The 24,078-nt window shown below is 68.3% G+C and carries 21 protein-coding genes and 1 pseudogene; 7 read left to right on the top strand and 15 right to left on the bottom strand.

Translation table 11 applies throughout. From position 1 onward, the window contains the following. Positions 1 to 639: a class I SAM-dependent methyltransferase gene (locus tag ACPCHZ_RS11070; protein ID WP_423484815.1), complete on the top strand. Its 639-nt coding sequence runs from the start codon at positions 1 to 3 to the stop codon at positions 637 to 639. On the opposite strand, the gene ACPCHZ_RS11065 is transcribed toward ACPCHZ_RS11070, so the two are convergent. Genes ACPCHZ_RS11065 through ACPCHZ_RS11030 form a run of 8 tightly spaced genes read right to left on the bottom strand, consistent with a single transcriptional unit; the run spans position 624 to position 8,296 of the window. Beyond that, entirely contained in the window at positions 624 to 968 is a 345-nt protein-coding gene (locus tag ACPCHZ_RS11065) for a DUF6285 domain-containing protein (RefSeq protein WP_423484814.1), read from the bottom strand. The genes ACPCHZ_RS11070 and ACPCHZ_RS11065 overlap by 16 nt on opposite strands. Further along, positions 968 to 1,954, bottom strand: coding sequence for a phosphotransferase family protein (locus tag ACPCHZ_RS11060; RefSeq protein WP_423484813.1), 987 nt, complete (start codon positions 1,952 to 1,954; stop codon positions 968 to 970). Before ACPCHZ_RS11060 ends, ACPCHZ_RS11065 begins: the two co-directional genes overlap by 1 nt. Before the next feature lies 1 nt (position 1,955). Then, positions 1,956 to 3,194, bottom strand: a complete 1,239-nt coding sequence (locus tag ACPCHZ_RS11055) for an acyl-CoA dehydrogenase family protein (RefSeq protein WP_423484812.1) — start codon at positions 3,192 to 3,194, stop codon at positions 1,956 to 1,958. Positions 3,195 to 3,215: 21 nt separating this feature from the next. Continuing rightward, on the bottom strand, positions 3,216 to 3,827 hold the full coding sequence (locus ACPCHZ_RS11050) for a TetR/AcrR family transcriptional regulator (protein WP_423484811.1): 612 nt from the start codon (positions 3,825 to 3,827) through the stop codon (positions 3,216 to 3,218). Between the two features lie 2 nt (positions 3,828 to 3,829). Next, positions 3,830 to 4,744 carry a hydroxymethylglutaryl-CoA lyase gene (locus ACPCHZ_RS11045; RefSeq protein ID WP_423484810.1) on the bottom strand — a complete coding sequence of 305 codons (915 nt, stop codon included), beginning with the start codon at positions 4,742 to 4,744 and terminating at the stop codon, positions 3,830 to 3,832. Continuing rightward, on the bottom strand, positions 4,741 to 5,982 hold the full coding sequence (locus ACPCHZ_RS11040) for a CaiB/BaiF CoA transferase family protein (RefSeq protein ID WP_423484809.1): 1,242 nt from the start codon (positions 5,980 to 5,982) through the stop codon (positions 4,741 to 4,743). Before ACPCHZ_RS11040 ends, ACPCHZ_RS11045 begins: the two co-directional genes overlap by 4 nt. Beyond that, positions 5,979 to 7,175 carry an alpha/beta fold hydrolase gene (locus ACPCHZ_RS11035; protein WP_423484808.1) on the bottom strand — a complete coding sequence of 399 codons (1,197 nt, stop codon included), beginning with the start codon at positions 7,173 to 7,175 and terminating at the stop codon, positions 5,979 to 5,981. Before ACPCHZ_RS11035 ends, ACPCHZ_RS11040 begins: the two co-directional genes overlap by 4 nt. Then, positions 7,172 to 8,296, bottom strand: coding sequence for a homogentisate 1,2-dioxygenase (locus ACPCHZ_RS11030; RefSeq protein ID WP_423485346.1), 1,125 nt, complete (start codon positions 8,294 to 8,296; stop codon positions 7,172 to 7,174). Before ACPCHZ_RS11030 ends, ACPCHZ_RS11035 begins: the two co-directional genes overlap by 4 nt. 138 nt (positions 8,297 to 8,434) lie before the next feature. Between ACPCHZ_RS11030 and ACPCHZ_RS11025 the strand changes: the two genes are divergently transcribed. Further along, on the top strand, positions 8,435 to 8,914 hold the full coding sequence (locus tag ACPCHZ_RS11025) for an SRPBCC family protein (protein WP_423484807.1): 480 nt from the start codon (positions 8,435 to 8,437) through the stop codon (positions 8,912 to 8,914). A gap of 107 nt (positions 8,915 to 9,021) precedes the next feature. Here the strand turns inward: ACPCHZ_RS11025 and ACPCHZ_RS11020 are convergent. Then, positions 9,022 to 9,403 (bottom strand): annotated as a pseudogene (locus ACPCHZ_RS11020) (nitroreductase/quinone reductase family protein). A 680-nt stretch (positions 9,404 to 10,083) separates the two neighbouring features. Between ACPCHZ_RS11020 and ACPCHZ_RS11015 the strand changes: the two are divergent. After that, positions 10,084 to 11,058, top strand: coding sequence for an esterase family protein (locus tag ACPCHZ_RS11015; RefSeq protein WP_423484806.1), 975 nt, complete (start codon positions 10,084 to 10,086; stop codon positions 11,056 to 11,058). A 73-nt stretch (positions 11,059 to 11,131) separates the two neighbouring features. Continuing rightward, a complete protein-coding gene (locus tag ACPCHZ_RS11010; protein ID WP_423484805.1) occupies positions 11,132 to 12,130 on the top strand; it encodes an acryloyl-CoA reductase in 999 nt (332 codons plus the stop codon). Between the two features lie 10 nt (positions 12,131 to 12,140). On the opposite strand, the gene ACPCHZ_RS11005 is transcribed toward ACPCHZ_RS11010, so the two are convergent. Next, positions 12,141 to 13,355, bottom strand: coding sequence for an acyl-CoA dehydrogenase family protein (locus ACPCHZ_RS11005; RefSeq protein ID WP_423484804.1), 1,215 nt, complete (start codon positions 13,353 to 13,355; stop codon positions 12,141 to 12,143). A 37-nt stretch (positions 13,356 to 13,392) separates the two neighbouring features. Beyond that, positions 13,393 to 14,793 (bottom strand): acyl-CoA dehydrogenase family protein, encoded by a 1,401-nt coding sequence (locus tag ACPCHZ_RS11000; protein WP_423484803.1) that lies wholly within the window; start codon positions 14,791 to 14,793, stop codon positions 13,393 to 13,395. A gap of 301 nt (positions 14,794 to 15,094) precedes the next feature. Here ACPCHZ_RS11000 and ACPCHZ_RS10995 point away from each other — a divergent pair, with 301 nt between their 5' ends. Next, on the top strand, positions 15,095 to 16,360 hold the full coding sequence (locus ACPCHZ_RS10995) for a cytochrome P450 (RefSeq protein ID WP_423484802.1): 1,266 nt from the start codon (positions 15,095 to 15,097) through the stop codon (positions 16,358 to 16,360). A gap of 141 nt (positions 16,361 to 16,501) precedes the next feature. Further along, positions 16,502 to 17,362 carry a Coq4 family protein gene (locus ACPCHZ_RS10990; protein ID WP_423484801.1) on the top strand — a complete coding sequence of 287 codons (861 nt, stop codon included), beginning with the start codon at positions 16,502 to 16,504 and terminating at the stop codon, positions 17,360 to 17,362. Between the two features lie 19 nt (positions 17,363 to 17,381). Here the strand turns inward: ACPCHZ_RS10990 and ACPCHZ_RS10985 are convergent, their stop codons facing one another. From ACPCHZ_RS10985 to ACPCHZ_RS10975, 3 genes are read right to left on the bottom strand one after another with little or no spacing between them, the layout of a single operon-like run. Then, positions 17,382 to 18,800 (bottom strand): WS/DGAT/MGAT family O-acyltransferase, encoded by a 1,419-nt coding sequence (locus tag ACPCHZ_RS10985; RefSeq protein WP_423484800.1) that lies wholly within the window; start codon positions 18,798 to 18,800, stop codon positions 17,382 to 17,384. Continuing rightward, positions 18,797 to 21,007, bottom strand: a complete 2,211-nt coding sequence (locus ACPCHZ_RS10980) for an MMPL family transporter (protein ID WP_423484799.1) — start codon at positions 21,005 to 21,007, stop codon at positions 18,797 to 18,799. The genes ACPCHZ_RS10985 and ACPCHZ_RS10980 overlap by 4 nt, the downstream gene beginning before the upstream one ends. Positions 21,008 to 21,055: 48 nt before the next feature. Next, entirely contained in the window at positions 21,056 to 22,261 is a 1,206-nt protein-coding gene (locus ACPCHZ_RS10975; RefSeq protein WP_423484798.1) for a cytochrome P450, read from the bottom strand. Positions 22,262 to 22,464: 203 nt separating this feature from the next. On the opposite strand from ACPCHZ_RS10975, the gene ACPCHZ_RS10970 reads away from it, so the two are divergent. Next, on the top strand, positions 22,465 to 23,505 hold the full coding sequence (locus tag ACPCHZ_RS10970) for an NAD-dependent epimerase/dehydratase family protein (protein ID WP_423484797.1): 1,041 nt from the start codon (positions 22,465 to 22,467) through the stop codon (positions 23,503 to 23,505). A gap of 12 nt (positions 23,506 to 23,517) precedes the next feature. Here the strand turns inward: ACPCHZ_RS10970 and ACPCHZ_RS10965 are convergent, their stop codons facing one another. Next, complete coding sequence (locus ACPCHZ_RS10965; RefSeq protein ID WP_423484796.1) at positions 23,518 to 24,030, bottom strand: nitroreductase/quinone reductase family protein; 513 nt, start codon at positions 24,028 to 24,030, stop codon at positions 23,518 to 23,520. Between the last annotated feature and the right edge of the window lie 48 nt (positions 24,031 to 24,078).

Here is a 24,078-nt window from a genome sequence, read left to right as displayed (position 1 = left end):
ATGCCCGACGTGACACCCACCAGGTCCGTGTTCGACGACGCCTACCGGTCGGGGACCCCGCCGTGGGTGATCGACGGCCCGCAGCCCGCGGTCGTCGAGCTGGAACGACGGGGACTCATCCGGGGGCAGGTCCTCGACGCCGGGTGCGGCGCCGGTGAGCACACGATCCTGCTGGCCGGCCTCGGCTACGACGTGATCGGGATCGACTTCTCGCCCCATGCGGTGCGTACGGCCGGTGACAACGCCGCGGCCAGGGGCGTGAGCGCCCGGTTCGAGGTGGCCGATGCGCTGGAACTCGACGGGCGGCAGCAGTACGACACCATCGTCGACAGCGCACTCTTCCACGTGTTCGACGTGGCCGACCGCGCCCGCTACGTCGCCGCGTTGCACCGGGCGTGCCGTCCCGACGGGCTGGTGCACGTGCTCGCTCTGTCGGATGCCGGTCGCGGGTTCGGGCCGCAGGTCAGCGAGGTCGACATCCGTGGCGCATTCGCCGGCGGCTGGACACTCGAGGCGCTGGACACCGCGACCTACCACGGCGTGGTCGGCCAGGCGCAGAGCGAGGCGTACGGCGTGCCGGTGGGCACCCGGGTCGAGGAGCCGGCCTGGCTGGCCACCGTGCGTCACGTCGCGTCGTAGCCGGGATGGGCGATGGTGAGGCGGTGCCGCACGAGCACCCGCAGCGCGGCCAGCAGCTCGGCGGGCCGGTCGTCGACCTCTCCTGCCCGGATGCCTGCGGCCAGGTGCGGTTCGTCGTCGTAGCCGAGGTCGCGCACCGCTGCGGTGACGTCGGCCGCCGACGGATCGAGCAGTTCGCGTTCGACGGTGCGCAGCACGTTCGCCGCCACCCGGGCGTGGAAGTTGACCTGCCCCTCGGTGGCCGCGCGCACGTCGTGCTCGAGGAATTCCGCGACGGCGGCGACGAGTTCGGCGGCGGTCGGTCGGCCGTGCAGCGGCGCGTCGGGCATCACCGCGGACCCCTTCCCTCGAGCAGTTCCAGCAGATCCCACTCCGTCTCGCAGACACGCCTGCCGATGGCGGCGAGTTCGACCGACCTGGTCTGTCCGCTGAGATGCCGCTCGGCCTGGAAGCGGCAGATCACACCCCAGCGCAGTGTCGCCACCGCCAGCCACCACCGGAAGGCCCCCCGGTCGATCGGAGCTCCGCCCGCGGCCTCGTACTCCGACAGGAACGTCTCGACGCTGCCCAGTCCGCCCGCGCCGAGGTGCTCCGGCGCGCCGAACCGCCAGGCCCGGATGCAGAACCAGGCAATATCCTCGTGCACCTCGCCGATGTGGACGAGTTCCCAGTCCAGCACGGCGGCCAGCCCGTGGTCGTCGACGATCAGGTTGCCCATCCGGAAGTCGCCGTGCACCAGCCGGGGTGGCGTCGGCGGCGGCCGGTTGGCCTCGAGCCAGCGGAACGCCCACTCGAACGTCGCGGTGGTATCGCCCATCTCGTCGAGCCGGTCACGCCATTCGGCCAGCGGGTCGGCCGGCGTCAGGCCGATGCCGTCGGGGTCTGCGCGATGGATCGCGGCCAGCGCCTGCGCGCACTGCCTCAGCAGCCGGTCGCGGCCGGTGTCGTCGAGGCCGCGGAAGATCCGCCGCACGATGGTCTCACCCGCGATGGCCCCGCAGATCAGATACGGATTGCCCAGCGCGGCAACCGAATTGTCCGCGGCGAGGATGTGAGGCACCGGTGCGCCGACGGCAGCCGCGCGCTGCTGCGCCCTGGCCTCCAGTTCCATGCCCGCGTGTACCTCGTCGGGCGGCCCGGTGCGCAGGATCAGCGCCTGCGGCCGGTCGGTGACCGCGTCGAACGACCAGGTGGTGCGGCTGGCGCCGCCGGTGAGGCGGTGCAGGTCGCGCACCGTCACCGTGTCGCCGAGCACCGGCCGCAGCACCGTGACGAGTGCGTCGGCCAGATCGGTGGTGACGTCGCCGCCCGCCATGTCAGCGCTTGCCGAATCCGAAGAGCCGCTGCGCCACCCGCCGGATCTGGATCTCCTCCGCGCCCTCGGTGATGCGGTAGCGCCGGTGGTGGCGGTAGATGTGCTCGAACGGCTCGTGGCGGCTGTAGCCGACGCCGCCGTGCACCTGCATGGCCCGGTCGGCGGCCTCGCACACCAGCCGGTTCGCCCGGTAGTTGGCCATCGACACCTTGTCCGAGACCTCCATGTGGTGGCTGCGATCCAGTTCGGTCGCGGCGTAGTACACCAGCAGCCGCACCATCTGCGCCTCGGTCTGAAGCTCGACCAGTGGCCACTGCACGGCCTGGTTGACGGCCAGCGGTTTACCGAACACGTTGCGGGAGTTGGCGTAGGCGACCGCGCGGTCGATGCAGTGCTGTGCGGCGCCGAGGCTGCTCGCGGCCTGCCGGATCCGGTTCTCGTGCAGGAACGTCTGGCCCACCTCCAGGCCCCGGTCCACCTCGCCGAGCACCGCGTCGGCAGGCACGCGGACGTCCTTCAGTTCGACCTCGCCGTGGTCGGTGGGCATGTTGAACGTCCACCAGTAGTACGGCACGGTGAAGCCGGGGGAGTCGGTCGGCACCAGGAACGCCGTGATGCCGCGGGCCTGGCCGGGTTCCCCGGACGTGCGGGCGAAGATCAGGTCGTGAGTGGCGCGGTGCACCCCGGTGTTCCACCGCTTGTTGCCGTTGATCACCCAGCCGTCGCCGTCGGGCACGGCGCGGGTCTCCAGCCAGGTGGCGTCGGAGCCGTGCTTGGGCTCGGTCAGTCCGAAGGCCATCGACCGCTCACCGGTCAGCATGGCCTCGATCCAGTCTGCCTTCTGCGCCTCGGTGCCGAACCGTTCCATCATGATGACCTGGGGGAAGTTGCCCACGATCGAGGACTCGTCCTGCAGGTCGTTGTGCAGACCGAGGCCCTTGTGCGCCAGATGTTCCCGGATCACCGCCATGTCGATGTTGGTGCCGTCGCGACCACCGAACCGGGACGGCAGCCCGTAGCGCAGCCAGCCCGCCGCGTCGGCGCGTCGCCGCATCTCGTCGAGCAGGTCCTCCCACTCGCGGCGCGGAATCCCACCGTTGTCCCAGTCCGTGCGCGCGTACTCCCGGCGGTGGTCGAAGTATTGGATGTGTTCGCGCTCCAGCGGTTTGATCTCCGCCTCGACGAACGCGTCCATCTCCTCCAGTAGCGCGGGAAGGTGTTGCGGCAGTGCGAAATCCACTCTGATTCCTCTCTGGTGCGCTCAGTACCCGTACAGTGTCTTCTTCCAGATCGTCGACAGCGTGGTGATCGCCTCGGCGTCGCCGATCTGCAGCCCGAGGCCGTTGGGCCGCAGGAACACCGCCGTGAAGTTCTCGAACAGCAGCGCGATCGCCGCCCCGGTGTGATCCGGTGTCAGGTCGGCGGCGTAGCCCTGCTCCTGCGCGCGTCGCACGGTCGCGGAGACCATGTCGATGCCGAAGCGCCGAAACTCGTTCTGCACGTCGGCGAATCGCGGCCTGGTGTCGGCGAGCTGATTGACCGCGATCATGATGCCGATGTTCTGCTTGAACATGTTCCAGTAGCCGGTGACGACTGCCGAGAAGAACGCGGTGTCGTCGGCCGACTCGGGCAGGTGAACGGTGAGCCCGGACGGCACCACGACGTCGTGCAGGAAGGACTCCGCCAGCGCGACCAGCAGGTCTTCCTTATCGCGGTAGTAGCGGTAGAACACCGCGGGTGACTTGCCCGCCGCCGCGGTGATGTCGGCCAGCGTGGTGCCGTGGAAACCGCGTTCGGCGAACAGCTTCCGTGCTGCCGTCTCGATCGCCCCACGCGTCTGGCGGCCTTTGGCGGTGAGCGAGTCGGTGGCCACGGTCAGCGCAGGATCCGGTCGCCGGCGCGCAGCAGCGCGCTCGGCAGATCGTGGCCGACGACCCGGCGCGCCACGTCGGCGGCGGCGATGGCCGCCTGCAGGTCGACATCCACCTCGATACCGCTGTCGCGCAGCAGGTAGACGAGATCCTCGGTGGCGATGTTGCCGCTGGCGCCAGGGGCGAACGGGCAGCCGCCCAGCCCTCCGACCGAGGCGTCGAGCCGGGTGATCCCGGCGGTGACGGCGGCGTACGCACTGGCCAGGCCCGCGCCCCGGGTGTTGTGGAAGTGCGCGCCCAGAGGAACGTCGCCGGCGGCCGGGCGGACCGCGGCGACCAGGTCCGCGACCCGCTTCGGTGTCGTGGTGCCGATCGTGTCGGCGATCGCCAGCCGGTCGGCGCCGAGTTCGGTGGCCGCTGCGGCGATGTCGATGACGCGGCGCGTGTCGGTTGGGCCGTCGAAGGGACAGTCCCACGCGGTGGCGATGATCACCTCGATGGTGGCGCCGCCGTCGTGGGCGATGCGGGTGATGTCGGCGATCAGGTCGGTGGACTCGGCCGTCGACCGCCCCACGTTGGCCTGGCTGTGGCCGTCGGCCGCGGACACGACGTACTCGATCGACCCCATGCCCGCGGCGATGGCGCGCTTTGCCCCGCCGGGACCCGCCACCAGGGCGGAGAACTCGACGTCGTGCTCGGCCCGGAACCGGTCGAGTTCGGCGGCCAGCTCGGCGGCGTCGGCCAGTGCGGGCACCTTCGACGGTGACACGAAGGCCGTCGCCTCGATCTCGCGGACGCCGGTCGCGACGACGGCCTCGAGCAGCTCGAGTTTGGCCGACAACGGGATCGGCGCCTCGATCTGCAGCCCGTCACGCAGCGACACCTCCCGGATGTCGACCCTGTCCGGCAGCCCGGTCACAGCACTCCCTCCGCCCGCAGTTCGTCGAGTTGCCCGGCGGTCAGGCCGAGCAGATCCTGGTAGATCTCCTCGTTGTGCCGGCCAGGTCGCGATGGGCCCGCACTGCGGATGCTTCCCGGCGATTCGGAGAGCTTCGGCACGATGCCGGGTCCGAGGACCGTGCGCTCGATCCGCTCGTCATAGTGTTCGGCGATCATGCCGCGGGATCGCAACTGCGGGTCGACGACCACCTCGGCGACAGTGTTGATGGGCCCGGCGATCACCCCGGCGACCGACAGCACGTCGATGATGTCGCCGGGTTCCCGCTCCGCCGCCCAGTCGCCGATGATCTTGTCGAGTTCGTCCTGGTTGCGTCCGCGGGCCACATGGTCGGCGAACCGGTCGTCGGTGGCGAGCTCCGCGCGGTCCATCGCCAGGCACAGCCTCCGGAAGACGGTGTCCTGGTTGGCCGCGATCACCACCCAGCTGCCGTCGGCGGTCTTGTAGATGTTCGACGGCGCGATGCCCTCCAGCCGTGTGCCCGAAGGTCCGCGCACGACACCGCCGACGTCGTAGTCCGGGATCGTCGATTCCTGCACGGCCAGACAGGATTCGGTGAGCGCGGTGTCGACGATCTGGCCTTCGCCGGTGACCGAGCGACGGTAGAGCGCCGCCAGCGCGCCCTGGGCGGCGAACATGCCGGCGAGACTGTCGCCGATCGAGAGCGCGAGCCGGGGCGGCGGGCCGCCGGGGAAGCCGTTGAGATGGCGCAGTCCGCTGGCCGCCTCGGCGACCGAGGCGTATCCCGCGCGGTGCGCGTCGGGTCCGGTCTGCCCGTAGCCGGAGACCCGGACCAGGATGATGCCCTTGTTGCGCCCGCGCAGCACCTCGTAGCCCAGGTCCCACTTCTCCAGCGTCCCGGGGCGGAAGTTCTCCACGATCACATCGGAGCGCTCGACGAGGTCGAGGAACAGCTCGCGGCCGCGGGGAGTGCGCAGGTCGAGGGTGATCGCCTTCTTGTTCCTGGCGTGCACCGTCCAGAAGAAGTGCCTGCCGTCGAGTTCGGCCTGTCCCCAGGTGCGCAGCGGGTCGGGCGCGCCGGGCGGTTCGATCTTGACGACCTCGGCGCCCATGTCGCCGAGCAGCCGGCCGGCGAACGGACCGGAGATCAACGTGCCCACCTCGATGACGCGGACGCCGTCCAGCGCACCGGTCGGAGTCTGCCCCGGATCGGCTTCTCGCCCGCCGGTAGGTGTCATTGCGCCCTCGCGAATTCGTGGCGGATCAGCCAGTCCGTCACGATACTCACCGCCTGGCGCAATTGAGGGCGTTGGTCGGGACCGGCGTAGTAGTGGTTGGCGCCGGGGATCTCGTGCATCTCCTTATCGGGGTGCCCGAGCGCCTCGAAGAGCCTGCGGGTGTGGCTGGGCGTGCAGGCGTCGTCGGCGAGATTGCCGATCACCAGCGCGGGCACCGCGATGTCCGGCCCGGCGGAGACCGCGTCGCCGTTGGCGTCGTCGTAGCTCCACTGCGACAGCCAGCTGCGCAGGGTGCAGAACCGGGCCAGCCCGACCGGGCCGTTGTTGACCACTTGCGGGTCGCCCAGGTAGCAGGTGCCCGCCGCGCGTTCGTTCGGGTCGACGGCCGGGTCGAGCCAACGGGGGTCGGCCATCGTGCCGTGCACGACGAAGGCGAACTCGTCGTCCGCGCGGCCTGCGGCCTTCAGATCGGCCAGTTTGTCCTTGACCCACTTCGTGATGCGCCGGTTGCGGTCGATCTGCGCCTGCCGGTAGCGCTCCAGGAACGCCTGCGTGTACGGCGGCTGGTTCGGGTTGTCGGGGTTGTAGAGGTCCAGTTCGGGGTCGCGTCTGGTCGGGTCGGACTCGTCGAGGATCGAGGCGTCGAGCCACTCGGTCAGCGTGCCGTGCCGGCTGATGTGGGCGGCCAGCAGCATGATGCCGTCGGCCGGGATGAGACCCAGCTTCGTCAGGTCGGGTCCGTCGCCGGACGGGCTCGCCGTCACGGTGGGATGCTGGGCCTGCTGCTGATAGAACGCCGACAGGGAGCCGCCACCGCTCCAGCCGGCCAGCACCACCTTCTGGTAGCCGAGCCGGTTCTTGGCGTCCTTGATGCACTCGCCGAGGTCCTCGACCACCTTCTCCATCAACAGCGCGGAGTCGGTGCCGCGAAAGCGGCTGTTGCAGTAGATGACATGGTGCCCGGCGCGGGCCAGCGCGTTCATCATCGGGAGGTAGGCGCCACCGCCGATGGGGTGCATGAACACCAGCACGGTATCGGACGGGGTCTTCGGCCGGAGTAGATGACTCTCCAGCACGACGAGTTCGGCGACACCGCCGTAGACATCGCGAACGCCCGAAGTGTTCTGGTAAGCAACGAGATACGGGACCCGGTCGTACTCGTGCCTGACCGGCGCCACGGCTTCGGCGCTCATGCGTGCTGCCCGAGGTCGTTGGCGAGGATCTCGGCCGACGGGACGAGCCTGCGCCTGGTGTCGACGGCGATCACCGACCAGTCGACCCGGCTGTACTCGTCGAACTTCCTGCGGGCTCGTTCACGAGCCTTCTCCGGGGCGCCGTGATGGACGCCCTGCGGCGCATGGGAGATCAGCCCTCGCGGCATCGGGATGCCGTAGAGCGATCCGCTGTGGAAGAACGCGATCTCGTCGAAGTCGACGTTGCGGTGATACCAGGGGGTGCGTTCGGTGCCGGGCACGGATTCGGCGGGTTTGGGCAGGAAGTTCATCACGTAGACACCGGTCGCCTGCATGAACAGATGCACCGTCGGGGGCAGGTGCACGCTGTCGGAGGTGATGACGTTGTAGTCGGCGATGTTGAAGGTGAAGGGGAAGTTGTCACCCCGCCACCCTTCGACGTCGAGCGGATGGTGTCGGTAGTACAGGCTGGTCGGCCCGCCCTCGTGAAAGAGCCGCACCTCGTACTCGCCGTCGGTGTGGGGGCCGACACCGTCTTCGATGGGCGCCGGTTCGGGAACGACGATCAGTGACGGGTCGAACGGGAAGTGCCTGCCCAACGAGCCGGCGGGCGGTACCCGGAAGTCCTCGGTGGCCTGGATCATCAGCCACATCGACTCGGCAGGTCCGTCCCCTGTGTGATCGGGGACCTGGCGCCAGCTGCACGCCTTCGGGATGTAGACCCAGTCGCCTTCGCGGTAGCGCAGCGGCCCGAACTCCGTTTCCAGCAGGCCGGACCCCTTGTGCACGAAGGTCAGCAGGTCGCCGTCGATGTACCGCGCGAAGTAGGGCATCTCCTCGGCGCGCCGCGACAGCAGTACCTGGCAGTCGGCGTTCGAGAACATCAGCAGCGGCGCCCCTGCGGCGTCGGTCGCGTCCGACGGCTTGAGCTGGTCGCCGAGGACGTCGAGGGGACGCAGTGGGCCCGCGGCGCGGAACGCGGTGGGATCGTTGCGTCGATAGAGGTTGGCGGTGCGTCCGGTGAAGCCACCGCGACCGAGTTCGTCGTCCTTCTGGCCGTCGAGGTCCGCGTGCGGGCGGCGCGGCGTCTTGCCTCTGTGCAGGTGGACGAACGATTCCATCAGCGGCTCCGATGACGTGGGGTTCATGAAACTGAAACTGACGTTACTTTCATCTTCGGTCCGGTGCAAGGGTCCCCGATGAGTTCGGAGCACGTTCCGGGTCGTTCTCGTGACAGCCGCCGAGAAAGGGTCACAACCATGCCGAACGACGTCATGACCGCCACCACGACCGTCGACGCCTCCGCCGACACCGTCTTCTCGATCCTGGCCGATCCCGCGCAGCACGCCGCGATCGACGGCACCGGGTGGGTGCGCGAGTCGCTCGACGGGCGCGTGCTCACCGAGGCCGGCCAGATCTTCCGGATCGCCATGTTCCACGGGAACCATCCCGACGGTCACTACGAGATGGCGAACAAGGTGGTGCACTTCGACCGTCCGCACGCGATCGCCTGGGAACCGGGCCAACAGCTCTCGGACGGAGGGGATCTCGAGTTCGGTGGCTGGATCTGGCGCTATGACCTGGCCGCCGAGCACGCCGCCCGCACCCGGGTGACACTGACCTACGACTGGTCCGCGGTGCCGCCGAGCCTGCGCGAGCACATCGAGTTCCCGCCGTTCAAGATTGAGCACCTGCAGAACTCGCTCGACCATCTGGCCGCATTGGCGCGCCGCGAATGACCGGGCGGCTCACGGCCGCAACATGAAGTCCACGAAGTGCTCGCGCTGCGTCGCCGTGGTCGTCCTGGTTCGGGCCGCCATGTCCGGATCCTACGTGCCGGCGATCCTCACCCGTCGAGGTCGACGCGCACGGTGAGCAGGCTGGTGCCGAAGGTGCGCACTCCAAAGCTGTTGAACTGCGGGAGCTCACGCAACCGGGCGCGGGCGTCGTCGTCCGGCATTAGGTGCGCGGTGCCCGAGTGCCACCTGCCCCGCAGCCGCACCCGCACCCGCGGGTCGGCCTGGATGTTGCGGATGTACTGCGACTTCTCGCCGAATTCCGAGACGAACCAGAAGGCGTCGCCGATTCTCCTGCCGCCCAGCGGGGTTCGCCGGGGCGGATCTGCGGCCGGTGGTCTCGAGCAGCGTCTGGATCGGCACCAGCCGCATCAGCGGATTGGCCAGGTATTTCTGGAACCCGCGGGTGACGCCGTCGCGCAATTCGGCCATCGTCGTCTCCTCCTGGTGGGCCGACATGCACTCGGCGTTGTCGACGGCGGCCCGAACGATACCGGCATCTGCCATTGGCGGTTGATGTCCGCGCGCAGTCGCGGGCGGGTAGCCGCGCACGATGACCGGGCGCTGCTGGTACTGACGTGCCTCGCCCCTGCAGGCGAGACTGCACACAGGGCTGTGCATCGATTTTCAACAGCCCTCGATGCATTCTCGCCTGCAGGGGCGCAGCCGGGTCGTGTTCTGCGGGGACAAGCACTTCGGTCAGACGATCGACGATCACGTGCCCGGACAGCACGTCGGGTCCGCACAACGGAAAGGCCGACGTGCGAGATCCGCGGCAGGGATGGTTTCGCGACGGCTGAATCGGTGACTTACCGGTGTTCGCCCTGGTAGGCGGTTCGGGGACGGCTCTGCCTGCGGGCGGGTGGCGTCTCGCCCGGGACGCCCGGAGGACGGCTCAGCCTGTTCACGGGGTTTTCTCAGCTTGACCCTCATGTTTTACTCAGGGCGCGACAACTGAATGCTTCGGTCCGTTCTGCTGCCGTTTTCACGGTCAGCCCGGGCGGGCGCGCGGCAGCGCAGTGAAGAAACCGCTGTGGTGCCGTCTGTGCGATCTGTGATCGCGGGCTAGTGGCGAATGACGCGGTAACCGGTAGATGGATGGACTCCTCTCTATGACCTTCGTTGACAAGTTTCGTAACCGTTGGGCCCGCCGCTTCGCGGTGACCGCCGCCGTCGCGGCGCTGCTCCCCGGCGTGATCGGCTTCACGGGCGGCTCGGCGATCGCCGGGGCGTTCTCCCGTCCGGGCCTGCCCGTCGAATACCTGATGGTTCCGTCACCGTCGATGGGCCGCGACATCAAGGTGCAGTTCCAGAGCGGTGGCGCCGGATCGCCCATCGTCTATCTGCTCGACGGACTGCGCGCCCGCGAAGACTTCAACGGCTGGGACATCGAGACCCAGGCGTTCGAGTGGTACCTCGATTCGGGTCTGTCGCTGGTGCTCCCGGTGGGTGGACAGTCGAGCTTCTACACCGACTGGTACCAGCCGGCGTGCGGCAAGGCCGGTTGCCAGACCTACAAGTGGGAGACCTTCCTGACCTCCGAGCTGCCGAACTGGCTGGCGGCCAACCGGGACGTCAAGCCCACCGGTAGTGCCGCGGTCGGTCTCTCCATGGCGGGATCCGCCTCGCTGATCCTGTCGGCCTACCACCCGCAGCAGTTCATCTACGCCGCGTCGCTGTCGGGCTTCCTGAACCTGTCCGAGGGCCAGTGGCCGTTCCTGGTCGGCCTGGCGATGGGCGACGCCGGTGGCTACAAGTCCGAACCGATGTGGGGCCCGGGCGGCAGCGAGGCGTGGCGGCGCAACGACCCGACGGTCAACATCGACAGGATCGTCGCGAACGGCACCCGCATCTGGGTCTACTGCGGCAGCGGCAAGCCCGGCGAGTTGGGCGGCGGCGGCCTGCCGCAGGAATTCCTGGAGAGTCTGACGCTGCGCACCAACATCAGTTTCCAGGAGCGGTACATCGCCGCGGGCGGCCAGAACGGCGTGTTCAACTTCCCGCCGAGCGGCACCCACACCTGGATGTACTGGGGCCAGCAGCTGCAGCAGATGAAGCCCGACCTTCAGCGGGTGCTGATCGGCTGACCGAACGAAGAGATCGCGGAACCCCCGCCACGCCTCGCGCGTCGCGGGGGTTTCGCGTCTCTACGATGGCGACATGACCGCAGTCAACGCCCTCGTGGCGCACCAGGACTCCGACGGATCGATCACCCTGAACCCGGAAGTGGTCGACGAAAGCTTCCTGCCCGACGGTGAGGTCACGATCGCCGTCGAATACTCCGGCGTGAATTACAAAGACGCGTTGGCCGTCACCCCCAAGGGCGGCGTGGCCCGCTCCTATCCGCTGATTCCCGGCATCGACGCCGCCGGGACCGTGGTGGCGAGCTCGGCCGACGGTTTCGCGCCGGGCGACCGGGTGGTCGCGCACGGCTACGACATCGGCACCGGCCGACACGGCGGCTACGCCGACCGGGCTCGCCACCCGGCGGACTACCTCGTCAAGCTGGAGGCGCTCAGCACCGCCGAGGCGGCGGCGATCGGCACCGCCGGGTTCACCGCCGCGATGAGCGTGGACGTCTTGCGCATCAACGGCATCCGTCCCCAAGACGGGCCGATCCTGGTGACAGGCGCCACCGGAGGCGTTGGCAGCATCAGTGTCGACCTGCTGGCCGGGCTGGGTTACGAGGTGATCGCCTCGACGGGAAAGGCGGAGGCGCACGACTACCTGATGGGGCTGGGCGCCTACCAGGTGATCGGCCGGCTGCCCGCCGAGGGCGAGAAGGTGCGCCCGCTGGGCAGGTCCAGCTACGCCGCCGTCGTCGACAGCGTCGGCGGGGACACCCTGGCCTATGCGCTCAGCGTCCTGAACTACGGCGGCGTGGCGGCGGTGTCCGGTCTCGCGCGGTCACCGGAGCTCCCGACCACGGTGCTGCCGTTCATCCTGCGCGGCGTCACCCTGGCGGGAATCGACTCGGTCCAGCTGCCGATCGAGCGGCGCCGCGAACTCTGGCGGTCGATCGAAGGCGACCTGAAGCCGGCCCACCTCGACGCGATCACCACCGATGTGTCGATTCTCGACGCGCCGAAGACGCTGCGCACCATCGTCGGCGGCGGCGTCACCGGGCGCACCCGCGTCGCGGTCGCCGGCGGCTTCTGAGCTTCGGCGACTACTTGAGCTCGGCGGAGGACAACCCGAGCAGCCGGCGCGCCACGACCAGCTGCTGGATCTGCTGGGTGCCCTCGAAGATGTCGAGGATCTTGCTGTCGCGGGCCCACTTCTCAAGTAGCGTCTCCTCTGAATAGCCGGTGGTCCCGGCCATCTCGACGGCCTTGAGGGTGATGTCGCTGGCTACCCGGGCGGACTTGGCCTTGCCCATCGACGCCTCTTTGGAGTTCGGGATGGCGTTGTCGGCCTGCCACGCGGACCGCACGGTCAGCAGGTAGCCCGCCTCCCAGTCGGCCTCCATCCGCAGGAACTCGGCGGCCGCTGCGCTTTGCGCGTGGGCGGGCTTGTCGTAGGAGATCTCGATCCCGGCGTCGGTGAGGATCTTGCGCAGATCCTCCAGGGCGGCGCGGGCGATCCCGACGGCCATCGCGGCCACGATCGGGCGGGTGTTGTCGAAGGTCTCCATCACCCCGGCGAAACCCTTGTCGACGTGGATCTCGTGGTCGCCGAGCAGGTTCTCCTTCGGCACCCGGGCATTCTCGAAACGGATGGCGGCGGTGTCGGAAGCCTTGATGCCGAGTTTGTGCTCGAGTCGCTCGACGGTGACACCCGGATGTTCGCGCGGCACGATGAACGACTTGATCGCCGCCCGGCCCAGCGACTTGTCCAGGGTCGCCCACACCACGATGTGGGTGGCGCGGGATCCCGCGGTGACATAGATCTTCTCGCCGTTGATCACGTACTCGTCGCCGTCGAGCACCGCGGTGGTGGTCACCGCCGCCGAGTCGGATCCGAAGCCGGGCTCGGTGATCGCCATCGCGGCCCACACATCCTTGCCCAGCTTTTCCAGCTGTTCGGGTGTTGCCACCGAGGAGATGGCGGCGTTACCCAGGCCTTGACGTGGCACCGACAGCAGTAATGCCACGTCGCCCCAGCTCACCTCCAGCGCGTTCACCAGGGCGGACATGTTCCCGCCGTTGACGTTCTGCTTGGGGCCACCGCTCGAATCGCGGAACGCCTCGGCGCCGGCGAACGAGATGGTGTTGGCCTCGGAGATCCCCTCGAACAGATCCGCGAGGGTGTCCAGTTCCACCGGGTAGGCGTGCTCGGCGAGGTCGTACTTGCGTGAGATGGGCCGCAGCATCTCGGCGGCGCCTTCGTGCGCCATGTCGATCACGGCCTGCAACTTCTTCGGCATTTCCAGATTGATTGCCATGACTGGGTTTCCGTTCCTGGTTTCTAGGTGCTTGCCGTTACAGGACGACGACGCCCTCGGCGACGCCGAGCGCGCGCAGATCGCGGTACCAACGTTCCACCGGATGCTCCTTGGTGAATCCGTGACCGCCCAGCAGCTGGACGCCGTCCAGACCGATCTGCATTCCCTTGTCGGTGCCGAACTTCTTGGCCAGGGCCGCCTCGCGGGCGAAGGACAGGCCCTGTTCCGCGCGCGCGGCGCCGCGCCAGGTGATGAGCCGCAGCCCGTCGAGTTCGATGGCGATGTTCGCGCACATGAAGGCCACCGACTGACGGTGCGCGATCGGCTCGCCGAAGGCCTCACGTTCCTTGACGTAGGGCACGACGTAGTCGAGGACGGCATGACACGTGCCGACGGCCAGTGCGGCCCAACCCAGTCGGGCCAGTGCGATCGCCTCCGAGTAGTCCGCGTCGGTGGCCTGGTCCTCGCCGAGCCGGTTGCTCAGCGGAACCGCGACGTTGTCGAGTTCGACACGGCCGAGTGCGGCGGCGCGGATGCCCATGCTCGGGTCGGCCTTGACGGTCAGTCCCTCGGAAGCGGACTCGACGAGGAACAGGGCGGGCTTGCCGTTGAGTTGAGCGCCGATGACGAACAGCTCTGAGTCGGCCGCGGCAGGGACCAGGGATTTCACCCCGGTCAACCGGTAGCCGCTCGGAGTGCGCACGGCAGTGGTCCGCAACGCGGTCGGATCGAACAGCGCGTGCGGCTCGGCGATCGCGACGCACGCCTGCGGGACCTTCTCGCCGGCGAACTCCTTGAGGTAGGTGGCCTGCTGGTCGGCGCTGCCCCAGTGCGTCAGAGCCGACGCGACGCCACCGGGGGCCAGGATCGGCAGCGCCAGCCCCATGTCGCCGTACGCGAGGGCTTCGGCGACGAGGGCGTTGGTGATGGTGCTGCGGTGCTCGGCGATGCCGTCGAAGTCCTCGGGCACATTGACGGCGGTGATGCCGAGTTCAGCGGCCCTGGCGATGAGATCTGCCGGGTACGCCGCGGCGGCATCGGCGTCGTAAGCGGCGGGGCGGAGGATCTCCTCGGCGAACTCCGCGACCGTCTCGACGATCATCTTCTGGTCGTCGTCGGGCGTCAGGTCGAAATAGTCGGCGCCGCTCGGCTTCAGTCGCGTCGGCGGTTTACCGAGACCCTGCACGCGGTTGAACTGGCGGGTGGAGGCGCCGAGGGCGGAGAACGCCGTCCTCACGCCGTAGCGCAGACCGCGGTTGAGCGGGTCGCGAAGCCCGTGCCGGTCCAGGAACTCCTGGCCGACGAGGGGTGTGACCAGCGCCAATCCCACAGACGTCGCCGTCCGCTTGGGGCGTTGCATGCCGATGGCGCTCTCGCGCCCGGAGCGCCGCGGACGCTTCGGCTCGGAGCCGTGCTTGGACGGCAGGGTGTTGGTCATGCGACAGCCTCACTTCGTCGGGCGGTATCTGGACCGTATCTTACTCCAGAGTAAGGTACGCGCATTCTGTCGCGAACGTCACAGGTCGACGGGAGCCGGCGCTTCGCTGACCGTGGTCATCACGCGTGAGTTCCGGACGGCGGGCGAGATGGCTGTGCGGCAATCGCTTGCCTGATGAGCGAGGCCTTCCACCGCAGTGCCCTCGATGACTATAGTCAGTGAAAGTCGGACGCGACCTCGCCGTTCCGGCCGAAGGCGTCGGACGACTGTCGTCCGACGGATACAGGCAGGAGTCGCTCAGGTGCCGAAGCCGCCCGAATCGCATGCCGCCGACTGGGACCTCCGGCACGAGGACTTCCAGGATGACGGATTTCTCTACGAGGTGTATGCCGTCATGCGACGCGACGGCCCGTTCGTCCACACCGACACACCGTTCCTCAGCACGTCGCCAGACGGGGCGTGGGTCGCCGTGCGTTACCGCGAATGTCACCAGATCCTGCAGGACTGGGAGCACTTCTCCAGCAATCCGACCCCGGAGGGTGCCGAGCAACTCGCCGGCGATCTCGTCATCACCCTCGATCCGCCACGGCAGCAGGAGTTCCGCCGGGTCCTCAACCCCTACTTCTCGCCTGCGCGGATGAAGGCGCTCAGCCCCCAGATCCGCGCCGAAACCGATCTGCTGATCGACGGCTTCATCGAGGAGGGAGAGGGCGACCTGGCGCAGGTCGCCTGGCGGCAACCCGGGATCGTTTTCTTCAAATACCTGCTCGGTATGCCCGTCGACGATGTCCCGCTGTGCATACAGCTCGCCGACCGCGCCCTGAACGGTGAGACCGAGCAGGACCGCATGACGGCGTGGGGCGGGCTCTACCAGCACATCCACGATGCGGTGTCGCTGCGCAGCACGCAGTCACCGAGGGACGACATGATCGACGTTCTCCTTCGGGCGGAGATCGACGGCGAGAGGCTGCGTTTCGAGGACGTCGTCTCCAACGCCATGTTGCTGGTGCAGGCCGGGTTGGAGACGACGGCCAACGCGATGTCCTTCGCATTCCATTACCTCGCAACGCATCCCGACGATCGCGATCGCCTGATCGGTGAACCCGACCTGATGCCGAAGGCGATCGAGGAGTTCCTCCGATTCGCCGGCTCGATCCACGGCATCCCCCGGACCGTCGCGAAGGAAGTCGAAGTCAGCGGGCACACCTTCCATCCCGGTGAGTCGGTCGTGGTGAACTACGCGTCGGCCAACCGCGACGACGACGCCTTCCCCGAGCCGCAGCGGTGCGTGCTGGACCGGACCGCGAACCGGCACCTCGGCTTCGGCGCAGGCGTTCACCGCTGCCTCGGCTCCAATCTCGCGCGGCTGGAGTTCCGCATCGGTGTCGAGCAGGCGCTGCGGCGGATGCCCGACCTCTCGCTCGCCCCGGGCGCCACTGCGACGTTCCACGGGAATTCGGTCACCCGGGGATACCGGCGCATCCCGGTGGTGTTCACCCCGGGTGAGCGGGTCACCGACAACGCGGCCGAAGCTCTTTCCACCGCGGATGCCGCGCTGTGGGCGTGACCTGCCACGCCGGTTCGCCGAATGCGAATTGACCAGTGTGGCTATTAAATACGGCTTCGGGCCGTAGCCGACAAAACCTTGGCGGGGACTGGTCATCGCTGTAGGGTCAGTGAACATCACCGATGTGGGGAGGGGTGTTCGATGTCGTCGACGGAGTCCGCGGAGCGAGCGGCCGAGTATTCGAATCCCGACGGGATCGTTCCGGATCAGAAGAGCTGGCTGACCGTCCTGAAATGCTGGCGCGGATTCATTCTGACCGGTCACCACATCGACCAGGTGTACGTCGCCTATCTGGCGATGGAGGCGGCCCAGTACGCGCGGTCGTACTACCAGGTGCGCTCGCACCCCACCGGCCGGATCCTGCTGCGGGACAAGCCCGACCTGCTGGCGGTCCTCCGCGACGACGAGTACCTCGCGTCATTGCCGCCCGGGACAGTGGGTCACGCATACCGCACCTTTCTGCGGTCCAACCGTCTCGACGCCGGGGTGTTCCAGGAGAACAAGGTCATTCGTCCGCTGGCCGAGAAGTACAACTGGTCCGAGGATTTCTACTACCTGATGGTGCGAACCACCGCGCTGCACGACATCCACCACGTACTCGGCGGTTACGGGCCCGACATGGCCGGCGAGGTCGCCACCATCGGATTGCACTGCGGCCAGATGGAACCCGCGGGGCCGCTCAAGAAGCTGGGCTACCTGATGGCGATCACCATTCCCGGTGCCTCTATGCGACACAAGGTGCGCGTCTACCGGGAGGCACTCGAGCGGGGGAGCCGGGCCGACCTCATCGTGGCGGCACCATGGGAAGAGCTGCTCGACAAGCCCCTCGACGAGGTGCGGGCACAGCTGGGCATCGCGCCTGCTGCGGAGGCTCATCCGAACGGATGGTGGTTCACGAAGTGGACCCCGATCGGGATGCCCAAGCCGACGCGATGGGATTACGACGAGATCCTCGCCGAGGCCCGCGCCGGTTCCGTGTCGAGCGCTGCCGTTTCGGCCTGACTTCGACGGCGCCGCGGCTCTAGGAGCTCTTGAAGGTCAATTCCCCTGCGGCGTCGAGTAATTCCGCGAGTGCCACCGGGAGGCCGTCGGCCAGTTCCCAGACGTCGGGCAGCAGGTCGGCGCACGCCACCAGGCCCACGTCGAAGTGCCCGTAGTAGGTGCCCACCGAGACGTTCAGCCCTACTCCGTTCAGCACCGGCCCGAGCGGGTAGATCCGCCGCACCGTCGCCCCGAGAAGGTAGGACTGCTCCAACGCACCGATGACGTTCGACAGCGACAGATTGAACCACGGTCTGCGGGCGCTGAGCCCCGAGCGGGCGTAGAGCCACGTCACCGCACCCATCAGCCCGGGGGCGCACTCGGCCCAGTCCCGCACCAGGGTGCCGACGATGTCGGCGCTGGCTGCTTTGGCCCGGGCGGTCGCCCCGGCGACCGCCAGGAGTCGCTGCACCGGATCATCCACGTGAGTGTGCAGGCTGGAGAACATCACCGACATGTTGTTGGCGCCCGACAGGTCCGATTCGTCGACGACCCCGATCGGGATCATGGCGACCAGTGCCTCCTCGGGAAGGGCGTCGCGGTCGAGCAGGTAGCGGCGGATCGCGCCCGACACCACCGCGAGCACAACGTCATTGACCTTCACCCCGAACGCGTTCTTCACGGTCTTGACGTCATCGAGGCTGAGCCCGGTGTAGGCGACGGCGCGCTCGGCGGTGATGTCGCCGTTGAACGGCGTTCGCGGAGCGCTGAGTACGCCGGTGGTGCCGCGGCCGGTTGCGGCCCGGCGGATCACCTTCAGCGCAGCCGTCGTACTCGCCGGCAACACCGCCGTGACGAAGTGCCGCAGGCGACGGCCGATCCGCACCCAGCCGTCCCAGGCGATCACCCTCCGATTCGGGGAAGCCGCGTCGGGCACCGGCGCGGCCGGCGAAGGATCAGGGTCCGTGCCGAGCAGCCGGGAGAACAGATCGCGGCTACCGGACCCGTCCAGCATGCTGTGGTGGATCTTCGTCAGCACCGCGATGCGCCCGTCGGTGCCGAGAGCAGTGGCCGAAAGGCCCTCGATGACCCACATCTCCCACAGTGGCCGGGTCCGGTCCAGCGGTGCGGCGACGAGCTGTGAGACGAGTGCGGACAATTCGTGACGTCCGGCCGGCGCGGGCAGTTCGACGCGGTGCAGATGCCGGTCGACGTCGAAGTCGCGGTCCTGCACCCACAATGGGTTGCCCAGGTCCGTTCGGCGGTCGGAGAGCATCGTCCGGAACTCGGGCACCGCGCCGATGTGTCCGAGCAGGTCCTCGCGGAACGTGCCGAAGCGGTATCCGCGCGGCATGGTCGAGGTGTCCAGCTCCAGGAGCACCGAGATCGTCATGGGCTCGGCGGCGGTCTCGAGTCGCAAGAGGCTGGTGTCGAAGCCGCTGAGTCGTTGAACGGTCACGTCGAAACCCCCGAGTCACTGTGAAGAATGAGATTCTGCCCGGACTGGGCGAGTCTCCCGTGTAGACGGGCCAATGGCGCTGGCGCCCACCAGTTCCACCGGCCGAGGAGCACCATCACCGACGGCAGCAGCACCGACCTGATCACCGTGGCGTCCACCAGCACCGCGACGGTCAGTCCCAGTCCGAAGAAGCGCAGCATCGCCACCTTCGACGCGATGAGGCCGGCGAACGTGATCGCCATGATCAACGCTGCGGCGGTGACGATACGTCCGGTGCTCGCGAGCCCCAGCGCGACCGCCTCGGTGTTCGCGGCGTCCGATCGATCGGATGCCAGCCAGAACTCCCGAATACGGGAGATGAGGAACACCTCGTAGTCCATCGAGAGGCCGAAGGTGATGCAGAACATCAGCACCGGCATGTTGGCTTGGAGTGTGCCCGTTGCCGTCGTTCCGAGGCCGCCCAGGTGTCCGTCCTGGAAGATCCACACCATCGCCCCGAAGGTCGCCGACAACGACAACACATTGAGCAACAACGCCTTCAGCGGTATCACCAGGCTGCCACTCAGGGCGAACAACAGCACGAACATCACCACAGCGATGAGTGCCAGCATGAGCGGCAACTTCGACTCGATCGACTGCACGGCATCGTGGTTGGACTGCTCGGCACCGGTGAACAGGACACCTGGTCCCACCGGCTTGGGCACCGCCCGCAGCTCCTCCAGCACCGCCTTCGATTCGGCGGAGTACGGCGGAGCCGGGGCACTGACGGTGATCAGCGCGACGTCGCCCTGCTCGACGGCCGCAGCGAGGGGTGGTGCCACCGGTGACCCGTGGGCATACATCGCCCTGGGTGCCGACACCACGGCGACGCCCGGCACCCGGGACAGTTCTGCAGCGTAGGTGTCGAGCGCTCCCGCCTCGACGCGGTCGACGCCGGTGATCACGATGGCGGTCGCCGCTCCGGCCTCCTGGGTGAAATCGGCGCGGATCCGGTCACCGACCTGACGCGCTTCGGTCGACGTCGGCAGGATGCGATCGTCGGGGAAGCCGAACTCGACGCCGAGAAACGGTAGGCCGACGAGAATCAACGGGATCACCGTCGCCGCGGCCGCCACCACCGGCCGGCGCATGACCGCCAGCGCCAAGGAGTACCAACGGCTCTCGGTGAGCGGAGCGCGACGTCCCGCCCTGCCGATCCGGCCGGCGGTCAACAGGATGGCCGCGGGCGCCAACACCAGCGCGGCCGCCGCCGCCAGCGCCACCACCGACACCGCCCCGTAGGCGAACGATCGCAGGAAACTCATCGGGAATGCGGCCATGGTCGCCAGCCCGAGCGCCACGGTGACCGCGGAGAAGACGACGGTTCGGCCTGCGGTGCGCAACGTTCGCCGGACAGCGTCGGGCGGCTCGAGCCCGGCAGCGATCTCCTCCCGGTAGCGGCTCACCAGGAGCAGGGAGTAGTCGATGGAGAGCGCGAGTCCCAGTGCCACCGCGAGATTCATCGCGAAGACCGACACCTCGGTGATCTCGGCCAGTCCGCGGAGCACTGCCGTGGTTCCGACGATCGCGAATGCCCCGACGGCGAGCGGGATCAGTGCGGCGATCACACCGCCGAAGACCCAGATCAGCACCAGGAAGCTCAGGGGCAGCACGATTGCCTCGCTGAGCGTCAGGTCGCTGCGGCTCTGTTCGGCGATCTGCGCGGACACGGCGCCCGGTCCGCCCACCGACACGCTGATCCCGGGGCCGTGGTCCCCGGCGAACCGCTCCTGGACGGCCGGTGCGTTGGCGAGTCCTTCGCTTTCGTCTCCTTCGAGGAACGCGACGAGGAGTGCCGAACGTCCGTCTCGGCTGACGAGTCCGGCCGCGACGGGATCGGGCACCTCGAAGGGCGAATTGACCCGGGCCACCTCGTCGGCGGCGCGCAGATCGTGGGCCATGCCGTCGATCACCGCTCGTGCCTGCGGTGCCGTGACCGGCCCGGGCGCTTCGACGAGGAGGTAGAGCGGCACGTAACCCTGGCCGAGTTCGTCGACGAGTATCCGGTTGGCGCGGCTGGATTCCGCGCCGGGGTCACTGAATCCGACGACCGACAGCATCGAGCCGACAGGCGCGCCGAGGACGCCGGCGATCGCCATCAGCCCGACGGCGATCGCGAGCACCCGCTTGGGTGCGGCGATCACTGCCCGGGCGATGGCGTCGAGCATCGAGTCCTTCCCGCGTGCGGTCAGAGGTGGTGAAACATCACTGCACGGTCAGGGATGCACCGCGACCGGCAGATGCGACCACCCCGTCATGTTCGGTGAGCTGACGCGACTGGCCTTGTCCCACCGCACATCGAAGCGGGGCATGAAGTCGAGCAGATGGTTCAGCGCGATCGTGGTCTCCATTCGGGCGAGGGCGGCGCCCAGACAGATGTGCACGCCGAATCCGAGTCCGAGTTGCTGCGCCTCGGAGTGATCTCGGTGGATGTCGAAGGTGTCGGGATCGGTGAACGCCCTCGGGTCGCGGTTCGCCGAGGCGCCGCAGAGGAGTACCGGCTTTCCCGCCGGAATGGTCACTCCGTGCAGGGTGGTGTCCCGCGTCGTGCGTCTGAGGTTGTGCTGCACGGGCCCGTCGTACCTGAGCACCTCCTCCACGGCCGATCCGATCTTGCTCCGGTCCTCGGCGAGCATGCGCCACTGATCCGGATGGTCGGCGAACACCGCGATGGCGTTGCCCAGCAGCTTGGTCACCGTCTCCGCACCCGCCCCGCCCAGCAGAGTGACGAAGCCGGCGATCTCCAGGTCGTCGAGGCTGCTCAGGTCGCCGTTGTCCCGCTCGACCTCGGCGGCGATCAGAGTGCCGATCATGTCGTCCCGGTGAGGTTCCGTGCGCCGCTGCTGAACGAGGTTGAGGTAGAACATCGCGACGTTGACGAAGCCGGCCATGCTCGTCTCGGTGCGCTCGAGCTGCCCCGGCTCGTGGTGCAGCGCCTCGTCGATCCACAGCCGCACCTGCTGGCTGAATTGTTCGGGCACGCCGGTGATCCTGGTGATCACCTCGACGGGGAACAGTGCCGCGAAATCCTGCACGACATCGAAGTGGCGGGGATCCGCTGCCGCGAGGTACTTCTGGACCAGGTCGGTCACCGTCGAGCGCTGCTGCCGTACGGCGCTCGGGGTGAATGCCTTGGCGAGCAGCCCCCGCATCCGTCGGTGTTCGGGTGGGTCCATGAAGAGGATGGAACTGGGCGGCGGCTCGCCGGATTTCACCATCGCCAGGTCGATGCCCCCGGTCGAGGAGAACGTCCGGAAGTCCCGATACGCCGCCGCGACGTCGCTGTGCCGGGTGAGGGCGTAGAAGTCGTGCTCTGCGCTGTAGTACACCGGCGCCTCGTCGCGCAGCCGCCGGTAGACGTTGTGCGGGTCTGCGAAGTAGTCGGCCGAGAACGGGTCGAAGACGACGTCCGGCTGAGCCATCGAGGTTCCCTCCCGTAGAGCCACATCGAGCGGCGGCCGGAGACGACCGCACATCCCCGCGGTGCCACCGCAACGCATCGCATCGGCAGCCTACGTGAGCCAATCAATTGACGGACAAGCACATTCGGCGAATACGACTCCGGTGGGACGTGAGGTGTCATCATGGTCGATGTGACGGCGACTCAGGTGTTCCCCTGTGCCGCGTGCCTGCCGCACCGCCTCGACGAAGCGCACCGGCGCCGCTGATGCTCTGCCTGGTGACCGGCGGCACGGGATTCGTCGGGTCGCACACCGTCCGCGCGCTGCGGGGAGACGGGCACGACGTGCGACTGCTGGTCCGCGACCGCGCGAAGGCCGAGGAACTCCACCTCACAGGCGGTTTCGGTGAACTGATCGTCGGCGATGTCACCGACCCGGCCGCCGTGGCCGCGGCGCTGAGCGGCGTCGATGCGGTGGTGCACTGTGCGGCCGTCGTCGCGACGGATGTGTCGCCGCGGTCCCGCCGGGGCGAGGCGATGCACACCGTCAACGTGCGTTCGACCGAATTGGTCATCGGGGGAGCGGTGCACCGGGGTATTGACGCGGTTGTGTATTTGTCCAGTCAGACAGCGCTGTTCACGCCGGGAGCGCCGATCGACGCGCGATCCGTCCCCCCAGTGGCGCGCGGTGCCTACACCCGATCCAAGGCCGCGGGTGACAACTACGTACGGACCCTGCAGGACGGTGGCGCGCCCGTTTCGACCCTGTACCCGCCCGGGGTCATCGGTCCGGACGATCCCGGCCTCTCGGAGGGCAACCGTGCGATTCGCGGCTTCCTGTCACAGCTCGTGCCCGACACCACCTCGGGTTATGAAGTGATCGATGTCCGTGACCTCGCCGCCCTCATCAGCGCGTCGGCTGCCGGCGCCCGGCCGGGACGCCACGTCGTCAACGGCCACTTCCTGCGCTGGCCCGAACTCATCACGCTCCTCGACGATCTCACCGGACGCCGGGTCCGACGACTGCGCCTCAACGGCGCCTTCCTGCGCGCACTCGGACGCGCCGCCGACCGGGTGCCGATGCACCTGCCGCTGTCGGCGGAGACGATGGAACTCGCGACGGCGTGGCCGGACACCGCTGCCGAGAAGATCGGCTCACCCGGCTTCGCACTGCGGGACGTCAGGTGCAGTTTCGCCGATACGATCCGCTGGTTGCATCGGACCGGCCTCATCACCCACCGGCACGCAGGCAGGCTCGCCTCCTGAAAATGCTGCCGCTCAGTCGTTCTCGACTCGTCTCTCGAATCGGAGGATCGGAATCCGACGGCCGGTCAGCGCCGTCTTGACCCGGTAGTCGGCGTAACCGCCGTAGTACCGCTCCGCCACTCCGAAGAGGCGGTCGTACTCCTCCGGGTCGGTCACCTCACGGGCGGTGAACCGCTCTCCGCCGAGCGTGCACCGCGGATGCACGACGAGATTCCGGTACCAGGCCGGGTGGCGATCACCGCCGAAATTGGAGGCGATGGCGATGACGTCGCCGCCGTCGTGGAAGTAGGCGATCTGCACCCTGCGCTGCAGTCCGGTCTTGGCGCCCGTCGTCGTCAGGGTCGCCGACGGCACGCTGAACATTCCCGAGTTCAGCCGGCCCCGCGACGCCCGAGCTAGCACGACGTCCGTCCGCGCCGCCACGTGACGGGCGAACAGCTGCCCCGGCCGCGATCGGCCGAAGCGAACCATCAGACGAATCGGCCGCGTCGCCGGGCGGCCCGGATCGATGTACCTCAGCCCCACCGCCCGATGTTAAGGCGTTGTGCTGACGTGGGGCGGTTGATGGCCGAG

The organism is Mycobacterium sp. NPDC050041 (assembly GCF_049541695.1).
Taxonomy (GTDB): domain Bacteria; phylum Actinomycetota; class Actinomycetes; order Mycobacteriales; family Mycobacteriaceae; genus Mycobacterium.
The sequence above is the reverse complement of the archived record's forward strand: the minus strand, read 5'-3'. Positions and strand labels throughout refer to the sequence as shown.